Source organism: Spiroplasma endosymbiont of Glossina fuscipes fuscipes (assembly GCF_049669535.1).
Taxonomy (GTDB): domain Bacteria; phylum Bacillota_I; class Bacilli_A; order Mycoplasmatales; family Mycoplasmataceae; genus Spiroplasma.
Map to the genome: position 1 here is coordinate 152,969 of NZ_CP187162.1, position 19,371 is coordinate 172,339.

Here is a 19,371-nt window from a genome sequence, read left to right on the forward strand (position 1 = left end):
AATTAGGAAGGAATTCAATATATAATGGAAAAAAATAATGATAAGTTTACTCCTGATAAGGTTAAAAAAGAGCACAAGGTAGCTTTTAAAACTTGGTGGAATAATAAAGCATTACCAACAATGTCAAAATTAGGAAACCAACGACACTTATCAGCAATTCGTGATTCATTTGGAACGATGATTCCGTTGATTATTGCCGGAGGGATCGGTTTATTAATTGATGCGATTATATTTGGGGGTGCTGGTTCTGGGAAAGTATCTTTATTAGGACTTTTTGCCAGAGCAGCAGGATATAGTTGAGATTCAATTGGGACATTAATTGCTGACACAACAACTAGTTGGGGAAAAGTATCTCAAATCGGGGCTTTAGCTTTTGGGCAAATTCAAATTGCAACAATTGGGGCAATGTCATTATATTTTGCTTTCTTATTAGGCTATTTTTTAGCTTTATCAAGAAATTATAAATCACCGGTTATTGCTGGTTTAGCATCTTTTGCCGGATTTATTATTGCAAGTATGGGACAAGTTTCATTCTTTATGGATTCAAAAGGATTATTTACTGCTTTAATTATTGGGATCGCCACAACTGAACTTTTTGTCTGGTTTGGAAATATGAAAAAATTAGAGATTCAATTACCTGCTGGTGTACCACCAGCTGTTGGAAAATCATTTGCGGTATTTTTACCAATGGTTTTTACCTTAAGTATTATTGGTGTTTTTAATATTTTATTTTTAGCACCAGCAATTGCCCTACCAAATATTGGTTTTGAGGTTGAACAATGAAATACATTAGTTTCTTCAGGAAACTTATGAAATGCAAATATGAGTGGGAATGTAACACTTAACAATTTTGCTAATTTCTTATCATCGACTTATGGTGTGGAAATTTTTCAAAAAATTAATGGTGGCTGAGACTTTACAGCAAAAGGAACAGGTTGAGCAATGATTTTTGGTCAAGCCGATATCACAGCTGTTCAAGCAGCTTTTGGTAACTTTGGAGTAGGAAATCAAGCAACAATGGAAGCCTGATTCGCTAACTTTGATCCAAAGAATGCTGGTGGATTAATGTCTTCAACAGGGTGAAATTCACTAGGACAATTTATTTTAGCACAAGGTGGTAACCATGCTGGTATCATCGGTGGTAATAAAGGCATTGAATTTTTATCAGTAAATATGTTCTTTTCAACAAATGCTGTTGGTGAAGCGTTCTTGACAATTTCAGAACGTTATGTAACTGTTCCAATTGGAGCTAATGCATTTGGGTTTGGAACAGCAATTTATCGGTTCTTTACTTCATGATTTATTGGTTTTGCAACTGGTAACGGTGGACTAGGTTTAGCTGTTATTTATGTTTTCTTTATTTCATTCTTCTGTTTTTTTGGAGTTCATGGTTCAAACATTATGGCTGCTATTTTTGAACCAATTTGATGAATGATTATTGGTGTTAATACCGCATTAATTTCAGCGGGGTTATCAGCAAGAACGAATTTAAATGATCAAGTTGGAATATTTGAGAAACCATTCTTTGATATCTATATGAATATTGGAGGTTCAGGAGCAACATTAGGATTACTAATTATGGTTCTGATTCTATCACGTCGTCGTGAACTAAAAGAGGTTTCTAAATATGCTTTACCTGCTGGATGTTTTAACATTAATGAGCCAGTTATCTTTGGGTTTCCGTTAGTATTAAATCCGACTTATTTGGCACCGTTTATTTTATCACCAATGACAGCGATGTTAATTGGGTGAGTTGCAACAGGACCATTACATCTTATTAATGTTGTTTATGTTACTGTTCCTTGGACGACACCGTGATTCTTAGGAGCGATTCTCGCCACAGTTGATCCAATGGCAATTCTTATTGCATTAATATGTTTTGTTGTTTCGACAGCAATTTGGATTCCGTTTATTTTGTTAGATAATATGACATATTATCGTAAATTAAAAAAACTGATCCAGTTGCATATGAAGAAGAAATGAAATACTTACATGATAAAACATATCGGAATCAAGTTAAAGCAGAAGCAAAAGCAGAAAAAAATCAAGCAAAAATTGATCTTAAAAAAGCTCGTGAAGCAAAAAAAGCAGAACATCGTTCTGCTAAGAAATAATATAATGCGCCTACTGCTAACTAATTAGTGGTTGGTGCTTTTCAATTTTTTTGATAAATTATTTTAAGCAAAAACAGTTACTGCTAGAGTTAATAAAATTAGAAAAATGCTAAGACAAACACTATAAGAGACAATTAAAGCGATTTTGTGTCATGCTGAATAACGTTGTAATACTTTTGTTCGAAATCTTGTTATTGTTCAAACAATAAAAGGAATAACAAAGAAGATTACCGCTATAATTATGACAATATATTGTGTCGACATTTTTAATCACCTTATATAATCTTAACGAAATAAAATTGAGAAAACAACAATAAGGTTTAGAAAGAGGGAAATTATGACTGAAAAAAAATTTATTTTTGCTGCATCAACATGTGCTTTTCAAATTGAAGATGGCCGCAATTTAAGAGGACGAACAGATTCAATTTGAGATGAGTTTACAAAACGTAATTTTTCAATTCCGCCATTAGGAAAAGCAGAACGTGAAATTAATTCAATTGCAGTGGCAGCTGATTTTTATAGTAAATATAAGACTGATGCGCGTATTATGAAACGGATGGGATTACAAGGGTTTGTTTATAATATGGATTGAACACGAATTTTCCCAAAAAATAGTACAGATTTTAATCCAGAAGGACTTAAGTTTTATGATGATGTTTTCAAAACATTACTTGAAAATGGGGTTAAACCAATCCCAATCTTATATCATTGAGATACTCCAATGTGAGCAGAAATTCAAGGTGGTTTTGAGAATCGGGATGTGATAGAATGATTTCGGAATTATGTAAAAATTGTTTTTCGTTATTTAGGTAAATATAGTGATTTATGATTTGTTAATGATGAAAATTCAAGTTTTACTTTAGATGGATATTTAAGTGACTATTTACCACCAGCAAAAAATAACAAAACAGCTTTTGTTAAAGCTATTCATCATTTAAATCTTAGTGCGGCGATTGCCAAAGAAGAATTCGAATTAGCAAAAGAAGCTGGTTATATTGCAAAAGATGCTTTATTAGGAATTGATCATGATTGAGTACCACCACACCAATACCAAACCGGTAATGAAACTGCAGTGGAAAAATATAATGCATGATGTAAAAACTTTTTCTTAGATCCAAACTTAAAAGGAACTTATCCAGATGTTTTTTTCAATGATTACAAGATGAGAAAATTAATTTTGTTATTTCAGAACAAGATTTAGCATTATTAGCAAAAAACCGGTTAGATTTAATTGGGTGAAATTATTATCGCCCCTGTTATATTACAAACGATCAAAACAAAGATGATTTAAAATTACTTCATCAAAAGAGTCATACTTTCTTTGTTTCTGGTTTTAAACAAGTCTTTCCAAAAAATATTGAATATACAAAATGGGACTGGATTATTGATCCATCAATGCTAGCAACGGGGGCTGAAATTTTATGAAAAGAATATCAGAAACCCATTATGATTATTGAAAACGGGATGGGTGATTTTGATGATAAAACGGGACAATTAATTCTTGATAAAGATCGCATTCGTTATTTAAGTCTCCATTTGGCAGAAGTTTTGAAGGGGGTGTTAATTTAATTGGATATTCATTATGAACTTACTGTGACATTTTTTCACCAAGTGGTGGCTATCGAAAAGACTATGGTCTAGTTTCAGTTGATTTTAATAGCAAAGTTAAAACACGGATACCGAAATTATTTTATGTTTGGTATAAATGGGTAATTGCTTCGCAGGGGAAAAATTTAACCTTTAATGATGATGAGACCTTAACAGAGCTATTAAAAACGGAATTATCAATATGAGATTTTTGGTATCAATAGGGAGGTTTAAATGAAAATAGTCTTTATTAGCGCAGGGCGAATTGTAAAATGATTTTTAGATGATTTAAAAAATACAAAGTATCACGATAAAATAACATTATTTGGGATTTATAATTTAACATATGAGAAAGCGGTGCACTACCAGACTGAATATCAAATTCAAAAAGTTTATCAATCGTTAGATGATGTTCTTAAAGATGCAGCAAACTTTGATTTAGCCTATATTGGAACAAGTGATGCAACCCATTATGAAATTGCAAAGCAATTGTTAACTAATAAAATTAATGTTTTTTGTGAAAAACCGTTAACTTTATCATATCAAACTGCGAAAGAATTATATGATTTGGCAAGGAATAATAATGTTTTATTATTTGATGGTATTAAAACTGGTTTTTCGCCAGTCTATCGTTTGATGCGTAAAGATATTGAAACTGGTTTAATTGGGACAATTGAATATTTAAATGCTAGTCATGCTAAGGCTTCAACTAGTGGTAAGAAACCGCAACCAGTTCCAAATGATCCAAGATTTGTTGGGTTACATCTCGCCGGAGGGATGTATGCTTTATTTATTGGTCTTGATTTATTAGGACCAGTCCAATTAATAACCCATTTAAATAATGCTTATCTAACACATCCTGCGATTTCAACTTCTGTTTTGAATCTTCGTCATAAAAATAATGGCATTTCAACAATTTTATCAAGTGATAATTTATCAAGTGATTTATCTGCTCAAATTTTAGGAACAGCAGGCTATATTAAATTAGGCGGTAATTTACAAAAATATAATGTTGATTATCATAAAGATTCGTGCCATATGGCATATACTTATCAAGTTTATGATTTACAAGGAAATTTAATTAAAAATGTTGATAAACAATTAGTAACCAATGGCGAGGGGTTATGCTTTGAAATTGAACATATTTACGAACTATGAAAAAACCAAAAAATAGAATCAGACATTGTCACAAAAGCTATTTCACTAGAAATTATTAAAATTCTAGAATTAACTAATAATACTAATGATAGACAAATTATTGAGTTATAGAAAGGGAAGAAATTATTATGAATGTTTTGGCAATTGATTTAGGGGGGGGACTAGTTCGAAATGTGCGGTCTTTTCAGCAAAAAAGCAATTTTTTGTGAATTTAAAGTTGCAACAAAAAAAGGAGCAATTTTGCAAAATTTAAAAACAGAAATTGATGAACAATTAATTAAATATCAAATTGATTGACAACAATAGGACAAATTGGTTTTGCTATTCCTGGTTTTTTAGATGAAAAAAGGGAATTGTTGTTTTAGCAGGTAATTTAAATTGGCATTATTTTAATATTAAAGACGAAGCAGAAAAGATTTTTCAAAAACCAGTTCATATTATTAATGATGCTAATGCGGCCGCATTAGCTGAATATTGAGATCGAATTTATGATAAAAAAGAATCATTATTATTATATACTTTAGGAACTGGTATTGGTGGTGGAATTGTTTTAGATGGTAAACTATGAACTGGTGCAAATGGCTATGCTGGTGAATTTGGTCATGGCGGTTATTTCCAAGACCGCTTTCCTTGTACTTGTGGATTACCGCATTGCATTGAACCAGTTTCATCTGCAACAGGACTAACAAGATTAATTAATCAAGTGGCTGATGAAAAGTCAGAAAGTTTGTTAGCTACTTTAAAAAATGAATTACAACGTGATTTAAGATTAGTTGATATTAAACCGTTGTTTGATAAAAATGATGAAATTACAATTGTAACCATTACGGAAGGATTAATTCCGTTGGCATACCACATTGTTACAATGCTTTATATTTTAAACCCCGAGGTGATTATTTTAGCAGGAGGGGTTACTAATTTGGGTGTAAAATTAAAACAAATTCTTGAAAATTTAGTTAAAGCGCGAATTGGTGATTTTATGTTAAAAACTTTTAAAATTGAAATTTCTAATTTACAAGATAAAGCAGGAATGTATGGAACAGGATATTATGCTCTTTCAAAGATGAATGAGGTAAAATAAAGAAAAGGAGAAAATTATTATGGAACAAGTAAATTTTGAGGAAGTATCATTTGGTATTATTACTTTTGCTGGAATGGCAAAGTCAAATGCTTTAATTGCGATTAAAACAGCAAAAGAAGGAAGCATTGAAAATGCAAATAATTTAATTACTGAAGCAGAACAAAACATTATTGAGGCCGAAAAACAACATATGAGTATTATTCAACAAGAAGCCCAAGGTGTTAAACACCAAGTTCCGGCTTTATTTATTCATGCCGAAGATCAAATGATGACAGCGCAGATGGTTATTGAACTTGCAAAAGAATTTATCGATTTATATGATAAATTACAAGCAAAAAAGGTTTTAGATTAATTATTATGCGTCTTGGTATTAGTTTATATCCACATTTGATTGAAGCAAACTATGAGTTAGAAGGGTATTTAACAAAGTGTGCAAAAGCACAGATTAAAGTTATTTTTACTACTTTAATTAATATTAAAAAAGGTGACAAAGAGTTATTTCAGCGTTTTATCACCTTAACGAAAATAGCTAACAAGTTAGGTATGGAAGTTTATGGGGATGTTGATAATATGGTTTATGATGAATTTAAATTGGATAAAAATAATCGCGAAGAAATTATGCATTTTTTACAACAGAATTAGAATTAAAAGGAATTCGATTTGATGTCGGAGTTAGTGCCGAAGGAATTGCAAAATTAACACATAATTGTGCGGATATTAAAATTATTTTAAATAGTTCAAATCCAGCCCAAGAAATCCCGTATTTACTTTCATTACAAGCAAAGAAGAGTAATTTAGTAGCATGTTGAAATTTTTATCCGCAACGTTATACTGCTAGTTCATTGTCATACTTTGTTGAAAAAACAAGAACCTTGAAAGCAGCAGGGATTTTATCACAGGCCTTTGTTGCTTTACAACGTTCTGATGCCCAAGGTCCTTGACAACATAATGATAAATTACCAAGTATTGAAATGCACCGGGATTTATCATTAGATTTTCAAATTCGTCATTTTGTTGCCCTGGGTGTTGATGATATTATTGTTTCAACCCAATTTCTAAATGATGAAGAATTGATGATATTAAATAGTATTAATTTAAATAAAATAACATTAAATTTAAAATCATCGATTGAAATTACTTCAGCAGAAAAAACAATTTTAAGTGATCAAAGTGTCCATTTTGTTCGTCCGGATTTGGCAGAATATATGATTAGGAGTACTTTTTCTCGATTAAAATATCATGATCATGATATTCCTCCTCGTCATTTTGAGGGAAAATATTTTGAGAAAGGTGATATTGTCATTTTAAATAATAAGGCACAGAATTATCGCGGAGAATTACAAATTATTAGCAAACAAATGGTAAATGATGGAATTCGAAATTGAGTTGGACAGTTGGACAAAAGTGAATGAAATATTGTTGACTGTTTAATGCCCAATCGTGAGTTTAGTTTTAATTTAGTAAAAAAATCTTAATGACTTGTTAAGGTTTTTTTATTTTTTGTTGTTAATTGTTTATTAAATCTTGGTATCTTTTCTTAATTTATGTTAAAATCTAATAAATTAAGGAGGAAAAATAATTAATGTCATTTACGGTAATAAAACATCCCCTAATTTTAGATAAATTAACAAGGATGCGGAAGAAAGAAAGTAACTCAAAGGTGTTTAAGGAAAATTTAGATGAAATTGCACAATTAATGGCTTATGAAATATTTCGTGAGATTGAATTAAAAGAATTTGAAATTGATACACCAGTAGCAAAAACAAAGGGATATAAAATTGCGAATGATATTGTTTTGTTTCCAATTTTAAGAGCTGGATTAGGAATGGTTGATGGAATCATTAATTTAGTTCCAAATGCTAAAATTGGTCACATTGGAATGTATCGTGATGAAAAAACACTAGAACCCCATGAATATTTTGCTAAAAAACCAGAAAATATTATGAAAGCAAATGTTTTAGTTTTAGATCCAATGTTAGCAACGGGAGGTAGTGCTAATCTTGCGATTCAAAAAGTAAAAGAATGAGGTGCAACAAATATTAAATTAGTATGCTTAGTTGCTGCACCAGAAGGTAAAGGATATATTGAACAACACCATCCTGATATTGATATTTATGTTGCTGCTTTAGATGAACGATTAGATGAACATGGTTATATTATTCCCGGTCTGGGTGACGCAGGAGACCGTATTTTTGGAACTAAATAAAAAAAATAAATTACATTGAAAAAAATATTTTAAAGGTGTAGAATATAAAATGTCAATAATAAGTTTAATTATGTTTTTGGGAATATTTGCGATATTGGCGATTATATATTTGACATTAAAACAAAACTGAACTTTATACTCGGGATTAGTCTTAGGGTATTTGTTTTCTCTTATAGGTTTCTTAATCATTTGCTTTGCGGGATGATTGTTAAGTATAAGTTTAAATAAGTACTTTTTTATCTTATTGTACCTAGTTCGCTTAGTTATTTATGCTATACCAATAGTCATTTATGCTAAGAATACTAGTTTTTTTAGTATATATACGGTAATTGTGGGGATTAGTCTTTGCCCATTGTCGTCATTATTTGTTAATATTAAATTTCCAAGTCATAAGCACAGAAAGGAAGGGATAAATGGTGATGAAAGCTAATTTTTATCAACTTTTTGCAATGAATTTGGTTCCTGATCCAAATAAAACTGGAATGGAAGCATGAAGTTATACAATTTTATTACCACAACTAATAACGATAGTATTAACTACTTTTATTATTATGCTTTTATCAATTGGTTATTATAAACGGTTAAAAAAAATTGGTCCAACTGATGTTCCAACAGGCTTAGTCCTTTTTACTGAAATTGCAATTAAATGAGTTGAAAAACAAGTTGTGGATTTAATGGGACCAAAATATAAATTCTTAACAGTTTATGTTATGTACTTATTATTGTATATTGGCATTGGTAATTTAATGAGTGTTGTTGGATTTGATTCACTTGCAACCGCTTATACAGTACCATTATCAATGGGATTAGTTACTTTTATTGGGATATATTATTTTGGGATTAAATATCAAAAAATGATGTATTTTAAAAAATTTGTTAATCCATTAGAATTATTAACGCAATTTGTGCCGTTAATTTCAATTTCGTTTCGTTTGTTTGGAAACATTTTGGGAGGAACAGTTATTATTGCTTTGTTTACTGCTTTGATGGGCTTTATTTGAGGGCAAATTCCTTATATTGGGCCAGTTGATTTATTAGCGGGAGTATTTTTACCATTCTTAAGCATTTATTTTGATGTTTTTGATGGTTTAATTCAGGCGTATATTTTTTCTATTTTAACAATTGCGTATTGAGCAATGGAAATGCGCACGGTTGAAGAATCAGATAAAGAAAAAACAATTAAATTAAAAAAACATAAAAAAAGAAAAAATGTTCAAAATGTCCACTTAAATGGATAAAAAAGTATTAAAATAAAATTATATATTTTTAAAGAAGAGGAGAATTACAATATGTTAGATTTAATGTCAAATATGATTGGCGTATGATTAATGGCAGGAATTAATGATGGTTTTACCAAAGGAATGTCATTATTAGGAGCAGGGTTAGCTGCGATTGGATGTTGTGGTTCAGGAATTGGACAAGGATACACTGGGGGGAAAGCAGTTGAAGCGATTGCTCGTAATCCAGAAGTTGAGGGGAAAGTTCGTACCCAATATATTATTGCTGCTGCTATTACAGAATCAGGGTCAATTTATGCATTAGTTATTGCAATTATTTTAGCATTTGTTACTGGTTAAGAATTGATAATATTAAAAGAATTTTAAAACAGAAAGGTTTGGATGTCTTATGTTATGATTAATGTCAAAACCAATTGAACCAGCAGAAATTATTAATCAACTATTTCCGAATTTATGAATTTTTATTGCCCATGTTATTGCAACAGTTATTTTACTAATTTTATTATCAAAATGAGTATACAACCCATTCCGTAAGGCAATGCGTGCTCGTCGTAATAAAATTCGTGAATTAATTCAAGATGCTGCTGATAAGCAAGCAAAAGCAACAATGGACCAAAAGGAAGCTTCAAAATTATTAACAACAGCAAAAGTAGAAGCTAATGGTATTCTTGCTGACGCTCGTACTGAAGCAGAATCAAAGCGACATCAAGTATTAGAAACAGCAAAAGTGGAAGTAGTTCGTTTAAATGAACAAGCTCATAAAGAAATACAAAAAGAAAAAGAACAATATAAAGATGATATTCGAAAATCGATCATTAATATTGCGTTTAATGCAGCGGAACAATTATTAGAAAAAGAAATCACAAAAGAAAAAAATGAGAAATTAGTTGAAGATTTCATTAAGGATTTAGATTAGAATATTATGTTAGTTAGTGAGAAATTTGTTGATAATTATGCCGCGGCTTTAATGGATTTAGCTGTTGAAACAAAAAGACTTGATCATTATTTAGAAGTAAGTAATATGATTGTGGAATTATTTAAACGGAGTCCAGATTATATTAAATTAATGATGAATGCTGATCTTCTTAAAGAAGAACGCAAAAAAATTTTAGCAAAACCATTTCAGAAAGCGATCGATCCATTAATTCTAAATGCGCTTTTTTTATTAATTGATCGAGAAGCCTTTTGCTATGTACGAAGAATTTTTAAGCGTTTACGAAAAATTATTAATATTAGTTATGATGTTCAATATGGGAATATTTTTTCAACACAGCCATTAACAAAAAAACAAATTGAAACAATTGAAAATAAATTAAGTAAAAAATTTGGATACCATATTGAGTTAGTTAACAAAATTGATCCATCATTACTTGGTGGTGTTCGCGTTAAAATTAAACATGAAATTATTGATGGATCAATTGCTGGACAATTAGAAACAATGCGTCAAAAAGCAATACATAATAAATAGAAGATGGGGTGGAAGAAGTGGCTTTAAATATAAATGAAATTTCTGAAATAATTAAAAAACAGATTAAGGAATATGGAAAGAAAATTGAAATTCATGAAGAAGGAACTGTTGTAACAGTTGGAGATGGAATTGCTTTAATTGATGGCCTTGATAATGCGATGATGAGTGAGTTATTAATTTTTCCAAATGAAATTTATGGAATGGTTTTAAACTTAGAAGAAGGAGCCGTTGGTGCTGTTTTAATGGGGGATGACACAACTGTCCGTGAAGGTGACCAAGTTCGTCGTTCAGGAAAAATTGTTGAAACTCCTGTTGGTGATGTCCTATTAGGACGTGTTGTTAATGCTTTAGGTCAACCAATTGATGGGAAAGGACCATTGAAAGCAACAAAAACAAGACCAGTTGAAAGAATTGCCCCAGGAGTTATGACCAGAAAATCAGTTGACCAACCAATGGAAACAGGAATTATGACAATTGATGCTATGATTCCAATTGGAAAAGGACAACGGGAATTAATTATTGGTGATCGTCAGACAGGAAAAACAGCAATTGGAATTGATACAATTTTAAATCAAAAAGGGAAACATGTAAAATGTATTTATGTTGCAATTGGGCAAAAAGCGTCAACTGTTGCTCAAATTGTTGAAAAATTACGTGCGGCAGGAGCAATGGAATATACAACTGTCGTTTCAGCAACAGCAAGTGAATTAGCGCCATTACAATATTTAGCACCTTATACTGGTGTGACAATTGGAGAAGAATGAATGGAATCGGGAGATAATGTTATTATTATTTATGATGATCTTTCCAAACATGCGGTTGCTTATCGAACAATGGCCTTGTTATTGCACCGCCCACCAGGTCGTGAAGCGTATCCGGGGGATGTTTTCTATTTACATAGCCGTTTATTAGAACGAGCAGCACGAGTAACAAAAGAATATGGGGGTGGAAGTATTACAGCCCTGCCAATTGTAGAAACGCAAGCGGGTGACATTTCTGCTTATATTCCAACAAATGTTATTTCAATTACAGATGGTCAAATATTTTTAAATAATGATCAATTTAATGCTGGAATTCGTCCTGCTGTTGATGCTGGATTATCAGTGTCACGGGTAGGGTCAGCTGCACAAATCAAAGCAATGAAACAAGTAGCGGGTTCTTTAAAATTAGAATTAGCACAATATCGTGAATTACAAGCTTTTGCACAATTTGGTTCGGATTTAGATGATACAACCAAGGAAGCGTTAGAACATGGAAAACGGGTAATTGAAATTTTAAAACAAAAACAATACGCCCCCCTTTCACAAATTGACCAAGCAATTATTTTATTAGCAGTTAATAAAAAAAGAATTCGTTGAATTCCAGTTAATAAAATTCAGGAATTTAAAGAAGAAATTATTGAACATTTTAATACAAAAGCAAAAGAATGTTATGCTGAATTAGCGAAAGAAAAAGCTTATAGTGAAACTTTAGTGGTAAATGTTGATCATGAAATTATTAGTGTTGTGAAAAAAGTTACTAACAAAATTGTTGATTATAATCCAGAACGATTTGGGCGAATTGAAGAATGAAATACACTGGGACGATAAAAAAGGTTATTCAAAATGGCAGTCGGAACAGGTTTAAAAAAACAAATTACTTCAATTAATTTAACTTCAAAAATAATACAAGCGATGAAGTTAGTAGCTACCGCAAAATTAAAAAAAATTGGAAAACGAATTTCAAATGCAAAACCATATTTTGTTGAAGTTTATACAGTTTTTAACGATATTATTAGTAAAGCGGATGATTCAATTTATCAAAAAAAAGACCCAACTAAAGCTAGTATTAAAACTTGTTGAATTGTTGTTAATTCAAATCTTGGTTTGTGTGGTGGTTATAATATTAATATTAATAAATTAGTTTTAAAAGAATTGCGATCAAATGATTGTATTATTGCAATTGGTTCAAAAGCAGAATCATTTTATCTTCATAAAAATTTTAAAATTATGCATACAAGAAAAGATATTGATATTAATTTTTCTTATGATGATGCTCGTGAATTTGCGCAAGAAATTCTATCTGGTTTCAATAGTAATACTTATGATGAAATTAAAATTGCTTATACAAAATTTATTAACAATGTTACTTTTGAACCAACCATTTTACAATTGTTGCCAATTGTTAAAGCAAGTAGTACAGAAGAAACTAAACATCTCCATGTTATTACTGAATTTGAACCAGATCCAGCAACAATTTTAGAAAATGCAGTACCAATGTATTTAAACACAATTTTATTTTCAACAATTGTTGAGTCGCAAGTTTCTGAACAAGCATCACGAAGAGTAGCAATGGAAAATGCAACTGATAATGCTAACGCAATGTTAGAAAAGTTATCATTATTATATAATCGTAAGCGTCAAGCAGCAATTACTCAAGAAATTACTGAAATTGTTGCCGGAGCAGGCGCACAAGAAAATTAAGAGGTTATTAGAAAAATGGAGAAAAATGGAAAAGTAGTACAGGTATTAGGACCTGTTGTTGATGCGCGGTTTGCCGAAGAATATTTACCCGAATTGTATAATGCGATTATGGTCGATAATAATGGAACTAAATTGGTGTTAGAAGTTGTTCAACATATTGGTGATGATACTGTGCGGACAATTGCGTTAGGACCAACGGAAGGAATGGTACGGGGAATGGAAGTTATTGATACAAAAGCTCCGATTACGGTTCCTGTTGGTGAAGAAGTATTAGGAAGAATGTTTAACGTGCTTGGTGAGGCAATTGATGAAAAACTACAACCAAAAACAAAACTAATGCGACCAATTCATCGTGAAGCACCGTCTTATGAAGAACAACAAACAACTGCTGAGATTTTAGAAACAGGAATTAAAGTTGTTGATTTATTAGTCCCTTTTGCAAAAGGGGGAAAAATTGGGTTGTTTGGTGGAGCCGGAGTTGGGAAAACTGTTTTAGTGCAAGAGTTAATTAATAATGTTGCCAAAGCACACGGCGGAATTTCTGTATTTGCTGGTGTTGGTGAACGAACTCGTGAAGGTAATGATTTGTATTATGAAATGATTGAAGCTGATGTTATTGATAAAACAGCATTAGTGTTTGGCCAAATGAATGAAACACCAGGTGCTCGTATGCGGGTTGCTTTAACAGGGTTAACAATTGCGGAATATTTCCGTGATGATAAAAACCAAGATGTTCTATTATTTATTGATAATATTTTTCGTTTTACACAAGCTGGTTCTGAAGTTTCAGCTTTACTAGGTCGTATGCCTTCGGCGGTTGGTTACCAACCAACATTAGCAACTGAAATGGGAGCATTACAAGAACGAATTACTTCAACCAAAAAAGGAAGTATTACTTCGGTCCAAGCTGTTTATGTTCCAGCGGATGATTTAACCGATCCAGCACCTGCAACAACGTTTGCTCACTTAGATGCTAAAGTTGTTTTAGATCGTGAAATTGCGGCGTTAGGAATTTATCCAGCGGTTGATCCATTAGGAAGTTCATCGCGGCTATTAGATCCATTGGTAGTTGGTGAAGAACACTATGAAGTTGCGCGGGGTGTCCAAGAGAATTTACAAAAATTTAAAGAATTGCAATCAATTATTGCTATTTTAGGAATGGATGAACTATCAGATGAAGATAAGTTGGCTGTTGCGCGAGCACGAAAAATTCGAAACTTCTTATCACAACCGTTTTTTGTTGCTGAGAAATTTTCAGGAAAACAAGGAAAGTATGTTCCTGTTGTTGAAACAATTCGTGCTTTTAAAGAAATATTAGCGGGAAAATATGATGAGTTACCAGAGCAAGCGTTTTTATATGTTGGAACAATTGATGAGGTTATTAAAGCAGCAGAAGCTTTAAAACATAGTTAAGATGGCTAATCAAATTGCTTTAAAAATTATTACTCCACAAGGGGTAATTGTTGATAATCCAGTTGATATTGTAACAGTAAGAACAATTACTGGTTATATGGGAATTTTGTATGGTCATATTCCTCTTGTTTCAACGCTTATCCCATCGGAAATGTCATATAAAATTAATAATCAAGAACATAAATTAAGCATTGGTGGAGGAATTTTACAAGTTGAACAAGAATTTGTTAAGATTCTAACTGATGAAGTTGAAATTATTAATTAAATAAGAAAAAATAAAATCTCTTTTTGAGATTTTTTATGTTAATTATAGTAAAAACACGATAAGATAATAAGTAATAGGTAATAGAAAGTGGGAATTCCTATGCCAGTAAAAATGATTGTTTGTGATATTGATGGAACATTGGTAACGGATAAAGAAAAAATGATTCCATTAGCTAATATTGAAGCATTAAAAAAGGCCCAAGCTGCTGGGATTTTAGTAACAATTGCATCAGGACGAGTACCAAGTAGTTTATATGATTATGCTATGGCGTTAGGAATTGTTGATAATTGTCAGTATGTTGTTGGTAGTAATGGTGGTGCTGTTTTAAATTTGAAAACTAAAGAGTATGTTTATGATGAAGTAATTTCATATGAAGATACGTTATGAGCAATGGCAATTGTAAAAACATTTGGTTATGATTTTTACTTAGCTCCTCTTGATGAACAAAAAGCTTTTGTTTCGCGAAAAAATGTTATTGAAGAGGATACTTTTTTATTTCGAAATAGTGATATCAAACCAGAACTACTTGATTGAAATAACATTCCACAAATGCGAAAAGTTGTTATTTCTTGTCATGATGAGGAAAAACAAAATTGGTTACGACAACAAATTGTAGTTAGTCCTACCTTACGTACCGAGGTTACAGGTTATGGTTTTATTGAAATTATTCCTAAGAACGTTAATAAATGGCAAGGAATTTTACGATTAATTGCAGCGTTGAAAGATAATGCAAATATTCATATTGATTGAGATGAAATAATGTGTTTTGGCGATCAAATGAATGATTATGAAATGATTAAAAATGCAAAATATGGTATTGCATTAGCTAATGCAACGCCACAACTAAAAGAAATTGCAACAGCTGTTACAAGGAAAGATAATAATGATGCTGGGATTGCTGATTATCTTTATCACACTATCTTAAAATAGAAAATGAGGTCCAAATGTTAAAAATTAATAATCATAAAATTAAGTTAATTGTCACTGATGTTGATGGAACATTGATTACAGATCAACAAGAGTTGCCAGTTATGGTCCAAAATAAGTTAATTGTTTTGCAAGAACAAGGGGTTTATGTTTCAATTGCATCAGGACGAATGCCATTGGGTTTTGATGATTATACAACCGCATTAAAAATTAAGGATTACTCACAGTATGTAATTGGGGCAAATGGTTCATTAGTTTATGATGCAAAAAACAGCAAAATTGCTTATAGTAATTTAATGTCTATTAATGATGTTCAAACTGTTGTCACAATTTTATTAAAATATCAGTGTGAGTTTAGCATTTCATATGAAAATGATGACACTTTATATTGTGCTGGGGAAATGCTTTTAAAAATAAAATCTGAACCAGGTGCTTTTTTAGATGGAATGAAAATAGCAAGACCATTTCAACTTGATAAAATTAAACGCGCAAATAAAATTGTTGCTAAGCATACTTCAACAACAGTTTTTGCAGAAATATTTCAGGTGTTAAGACAAATTCAAAATATCAATGTTGAACGATTATCTGATTATGGTTGTGATATTGTTCATTCTCAGTCAAACAAAGGCCAAGCAATTTTACATTTAGTTGATATTTTAAATCAAACCCAAGAGACAAATATTAAAATTGAAAATGTTTTGTACTTTGGCGATAACTATAATGATTGTTTTGCTTTTAAACTTTTACCATATGCTATTGCAATGAAACATGCACCGCTGGAAGTGTTAAAGTTAGCTTTTGATGTTACTGGTAGTAATAATACTGGTGGAATTTATCATTATTTAAATAAAATTGAACAAAATAATTAAAAATTACCGTTAAAATGCTATAATTTTTTTAATATTATAGTATGATTAATAAGGACATAAATTAAGTTAGAAAGGACGGTTTTAATGAGCCTATCAAATGTAATGCTTTTAGCAATTGATTCACAAACAGCTAATACAATTATTTATGCTTTTGAAATTGTTGCATTAATTGTTTCAATTATTATGATTATTATTGGTTTGCTACAAAATAAAAAAGCCCAAACTGGCTTAAGTGCTTTAAATGGTGGTAATGATGAATTATTTGCTAATAGTAAAGAAAGAGGATTAGACCGCACATTATCAATTTTTATGTTAAGCTTTGGATCAACATTATTAATTATTACATTATTAATAAGTTTATTGACCAAAGTATTATTTTAAAAAGTAGATTACTAATAATGGCATTAATTTTAAAGAGATTTAAAAATGTCTCTTTTTTCATTTAGGGGGAAGTTGTATGCATGACCAAATCATTGCAATCTTAAGAAAACAAGCAAAACCACTTGATACAATTGAATTGGCACAACTATTGGCAATTAATAATGTTGATGATAACAAAATGATGTTAAAAACCTTAGTTGAACTAGAAAACGATAATATTATTGCGGTTACAAATCACAATTGCTTTTATTATTTAGATCCAAAAGTCTATTTGCAAGGAATTGTTAGCGTTAATAAAAAAGGATTTGGTTTTGTTAAGGTTGCCGATGGCCAAGAAGAATATTTTATTAAGCAAGATGATTTGAATAATGCATTAGACCAAGATACTGTTTTATTTATTTTAAAAAAACATAAACATAATAATAATGCCAAAAAAATTGAGGCACAGGTTATTAAAGTTGTTAAACGAAATAATGAATATGTTGTCGGAATTGTTAAAAAAAATCGTAATAATCAGAAGTATCTAGAAATTTTAAATAATAAATTAACACAGTATCGAGCTGAAATTATTAATTTCAAAGAAGCAATTGAAAATACAATTATCAAAGGTAGTATTGTTAATATTAATAGTAAGACAAATTTAATGCAAGTTAAGATTAATGAAATTATTGGAAATGCTAATCAAGTTGGTGTTGATGTTTTAGTAATTTTACATGAATTTAATATTCCTACTAAATTTAATGAACAAGTCTTACGTGAGGCTAACCAAATTAAACAAGACCTTGATGTGACAGAAGCATTAAAAAATAAATCACGCCGTGATTTGCAAAATGAAATGTTTGTTACAATTGATGGTAATGATTCAAAAGACTTTGATGATGCGATTTTAGTTAAGCAAAATGCAAAAGGAAATTATTTACTATCAGTTGCAATTGCTGATGTTGCCCACTATGTTCCATTGAACAGTGCACTTGATAAAGAGGCATTTGACCGGGGTTGTTCTGTTTACTTAATTGATCGGGTTGTGCCAATGTTACCAGAAAAATTAAGTAACGGAATTTGTTCATTAAATCCTTTTGAACCACGGTTAACATTAACTTGTGAAATAGAAATTGATGGAGAAGGACATGTTGTTACTTCAAACATTTATGAGGCGGTTATTATTTCAAAAGCACGGTTAACTTATGAAGAAGTCAATAAGTTTTTTCAAAATGAAAAAAATCAAATTCCCCTTGAGTTAACAAAAATGCTTTCTTTGGCGCATAAGTTGTACCAAATTTTAGTAAGAAAAAAACAACAAGATGGTGTTGTTGATTTTGATTTAGATGAACCAAAATTTATTGTTGATAAAAATGGCAAAATTAAAGATATTATTGCCCGCGAGCGCGCTGATGCTGAAAAGTTAATTGAAAGTTTTATGATTCGTGCAAATGAATCAGTTGCTGAAACTATTTACTGAATGGACTTACCATTTGTTTATCGTGTGCATAATAAACCAAAACCAAAAAAATTATTTGATTTATATACCCAGTTATCTTATTTAGGACTAAATATTAAAGGCAAGATGGAAAATATTCATTCAAAAGATTTACAACAAATTCTGAATAAATTAAAAGACAAAGAAAACTTCAAAGTTATTTCAGCATTAGTTTTACGCAGTATGGAAAAAGCAAAGTATAGTCCAATTAATGATGGCCACTTTGGATTAGCCTCTTGGTGTTATACACATTTTACTTCACCAATTCGTCGTTATCCTGATTTAATTGTGCACCGGTTATTAAAAGAATATTTGTTTCAAGTAAAAGTTAAAGTTACTGATTTAGAACAAACACGTATGTTGGTTGGCCACGCTAGTCAACAGTCATCATTAGCAGAGTTACGAGCAACGGAATGTGAGCGAGAAGTTAATAAAATGAAAGAAGCTGAATATATGGAGGATAAAATTGGTTATCAATATGATGGGATTGTGGCTGGTGTAACGGCATTTGGGATTTTTGTTGAGTTACCAAATACGATTGAAGGATTAGTCCACATTACGGATTTGAATGATGACTATTATCTTTTTGATGAAAAAAGTTTAAAATTAATTGGAGAACGAAAACGAAAAGAATATTTTTTAGGACAAAAAGTACGAGTAAGAGTTAAGAAAGCAAGTAAGAAATTACGACAAATTGATTTTGAATTAGTTAACTAAGCAAGGAG

The 19,371-nt window shown here is 30.9% G+C and carries 22 protein-coding genes and 1 pseudogene; 22 read left to right on the plus strand and 1 reads right to left on the minus strand.

What is annotated here, in order from left to right; translation table 4 throughout:
- Positions 1-24: 24 nt before the first annotated feature.
- Positions 25-2,142 carry a PTS sugar transporter subunit IIC gene (locus ACOBWH_RS00930; protein ID WP_424526679.1) on the plus strand — a complete coding sequence of 706 codons (2,118 nt, stop codon included), beginning with the start codon at positions 25-27 and terminating at the stop codon, positions 2,140-2,142.
- Positions 2,143-2,177: 35 nt separating this feature from the next.
- Here ACOBWH_RS00930 and ACOBWH_RS00935 read toward each other — a convergent pair whose 3' ends face one another.
- On the minus strand, positions 2,178-2,378 hold the full coding sequence (locus ACOBWH_RS00935; RefSeq protein WP_424526680.1) for a hypothetical protein: 201 nt from the start codon (positions 2,376-2,378) through the stop codon (positions 2,178-2,180).
- A gap of 73 nt (positions 2,379-2,451) precedes the next feature.
- Between ACOBWH_RS00935 and ACOBWH_RS00940 the strand changes: the two are divergent.
- The 21 genes and pseudogenes from ACOBWH_RS00940 to rnr all read left to right on the plus strand — a co-directional run bounded on the left by ACOBWH_RS00940 (position 2,452) and on the right by rnr (position 19,363).
- A pseudogene (locus tag ACOBWH_RS00940) lies at positions 2,452-3,925 on the plus strand (glycoside hydrolase family 1 protein).
- 10 nt (positions 3,926-3,935) lie between these two features.
- Positions 3,936-4,970, plus strand: coding sequence for a Gfo/Idh/MocA family protein (locus ACOBWH_RS00945; protein WP_424526681.1), 1,035 nt, complete (start codon positions 3,936-3,938; stop codon positions 4,968-4,970).
- A gap of 60 nt (positions 4,971-5,030) precedes the next feature.
- Positions 5,031-5,165: a hypothetical protein gene (locus ACOBWH_RS00950; RefSeq protein WP_424526682.1), complete on the plus strand. Its 135-nt coding sequence runs from the start codon at positions 5,031-5,033 to the stop codon at positions 5,163-5,165.
- Positions 5,149-5,940 carry an ROK family protein gene (locus ACOBWH_RS00955; RefSeq protein ID WP_424526683.1) on the plus strand — a complete coding sequence of 264 codons (792 nt, stop codon included), beginning with the start codon at positions 5,149-5,151 and terminating at the stop codon, positions 5,938-5,940. The genes ACOBWH_RS00950 and ACOBWH_RS00955 overlap by 17 nt, the downstream gene beginning before the upstream one ends.
- Before the next feature lie 19 nt (positions 5,941-5,959).
- Positions 5,960-6,292 carry a PTS lactose/cellobiose transporter subunit IIA gene (locus tag ACOBWH_RS00960; protein ID WP_424526684.1) on the plus strand — a complete coding sequence of 111 codons (333 nt, stop codon included), beginning with the start codon at positions 5,960-5,962 and terminating at the stop codon, positions 6,290-6,292.
- Between the two features lie 5 nt (positions 6,293-6,297).
- Positions 6,298-6,582 (plus strand): MupG family TIM beta-alpha barrel fold protein, encoded by a 285-nt coding sequence (locus ACOBWH_RS00965; protein ID WP_424526685.1) that lies wholly within the window; start codon positions 6,298-6,300, stop codon positions 6,580-6,582.
- Positions 6,583-6,626: 44 nt separating this feature from the next.
- Positions 6,627-7,415, plus strand: coding sequence for a MupG family TIM beta-alpha barrel fold protein (locus ACOBWH_RS00970; RefSeq protein WP_424527359.1), 789 nt, complete (start codon positions 6,627-6,629; stop codon positions 7,413-7,415).
- A gap of 107 nt (positions 7,416-7,522) precedes the next feature.
- Positions 7,523-8,146, plus strand: a complete 624-nt coding sequence (upp, locus tag ACOBWH_RS00975) for a uracil phosphoribosyltransferase (RefSeq protein ID WP_070406339.1) — start codon at positions 7,523-7,525, stop codon at positions 8,144-8,146.
- A 49-nt stretch (positions 8,147-8,195) separates the two neighbouring features.
- Entirely contained in the window at positions 8,196-8,576 is a 381-nt protein-coding gene (locus tag ACOBWH_RS00980; protein ID WP_424527361.1) for an MG406 family protein, read from the plus strand.
- Positions 8,566-9,384 (plus strand): F0F1 ATP synthase subunit A, encoded by an 819-nt coding sequence (locus ACOBWH_RS00985; RefSeq protein WP_424527363.1) that lies wholly within the window; start codon positions 8,566-8,568, stop codon positions 9,382-9,384. Before ACOBWH_RS00980 ends, ACOBWH_RS00985 begins: the two co-directional genes overlap by 11 nt.
- 51 nt (positions 9,385-9,435) lie before the next feature.
- Entirely contained in the window at positions 9,436-9,723 is a 288-nt protein-coding gene (atpE, locus tag ACOBWH_RS00990) for an ATP synthase F0 subunit C (RefSeq protein WP_040094327.1), read from the plus strand.
- Positions 9,724-9,772: 49 nt separating this feature from the next.
- A complete protein-coding gene (gene atpF, locus ACOBWH_RS00995) occupies positions 9,773-10,300 on the plus strand; it encodes a F0F1 ATP synthase subunit B (RefSeq protein WP_424526686.1) in 528 nt (175 codons plus the stop codon).
- 6 nt (positions 10,301-10,306) lie between these two features.
- A complete protein-coding gene (locus ACOBWH_RS01000; protein WP_424526687.1) occupies positions 10,307-10,852 on the plus strand; it encodes a F0F1 ATP synthase subunit delta in 546 nt (181 codons plus the stop codon).
- A gap of 17 nt (positions 10,853-10,869) precedes the next feature.
- Complete coding sequence (gene atpA, locus ACOBWH_RS01005; RefSeq protein ID WP_424526688.1) at positions 10,870-12,441, plus strand: F0F1 ATP synthase subunit alpha; 1,572 nt, start codon at positions 10,870-10,872, stop codon at positions 12,439-12,441.
- A gap of 15 nt (positions 12,442-12,456) precedes the next feature.
- Positions 12,457-13,314, plus strand: a complete 858-nt coding sequence (gene atpG / locus ACOBWH_RS01010; RefSeq protein WP_424526689.1) for an ATP synthase F1 subunit gamma — start codon at positions 12,457-12,459, stop codon at positions 13,312-13,314.
- A gap of 15 nt (positions 13,315-13,329) precedes the next feature.
- Positions 13,330-14,727, plus strand: coding sequence for a F0F1 ATP synthase subunit beta (atpD, locus tag ACOBWH_RS01015; protein WP_424526690.1), 1,398 nt, complete (start codon positions 13,330-13,332; stop codon positions 14,725-14,727).
- 1 nt (position 14,728) lies between these two features.
- The gene (locus ACOBWH_RS01020) at positions 14,729-14,992 is read left to right on the plus strand and encodes a FoF1 ATP synthase subunit delta/epsilon (RefSeq protein ID WP_070406346.1); all 264 of its coding nucleotides are present in this window, start codon (positions 14,729-14,731) and stop codon (positions 14,990-14,992) included.
- 99 nt (positions 14,993-15,091) lie between these two features.
- Positions 15,092-15,922: a Cof-type HAD-IIB family hydrolase gene (locus tag ACOBWH_RS01025; protein WP_424526691.1), complete on the plus strand. Its 831-nt coding sequence runs from the start codon at positions 15,092-15,094 to the stop codon at positions 15,920-15,922.
- A 14-nt stretch (positions 15,923-15,936) separates the two neighbouring features.
- A complete protein-coding gene (locus ACOBWH_RS01030) occupies positions 15,937-16,788 on the plus strand; it encodes an HAD-IIB family hydrolase (protein ID WP_424526692.1) in 852 nt (283 codons plus the stop codon).
- A gap of 84 nt (positions 16,789-16,872) precedes the next feature.
- Entirely contained in the window at positions 16,873-17,169 is a 297-nt protein-coding gene (gene secG / locus ACOBWH_RS01035; protein WP_070406349.1) for a preprotein translocase subunit SecG, read from the plus strand.
- 76 nt (positions 17,170-17,245) lie between these two features.
- Positions 17,246-19,363 carry a ribonuclease R gene (rnr, locus tag ACOBWH_RS01040; protein ID WP_424526693.1) on the plus strand — a complete coding sequence of 706 codons (2,118 nt, stop codon included), beginning with the start codon at positions 17,246-17,248 and terminating at the stop codon, positions 19,361-19,363.
- Positions 19,364-19,371 lie beyond the last annotated feature (8 nt).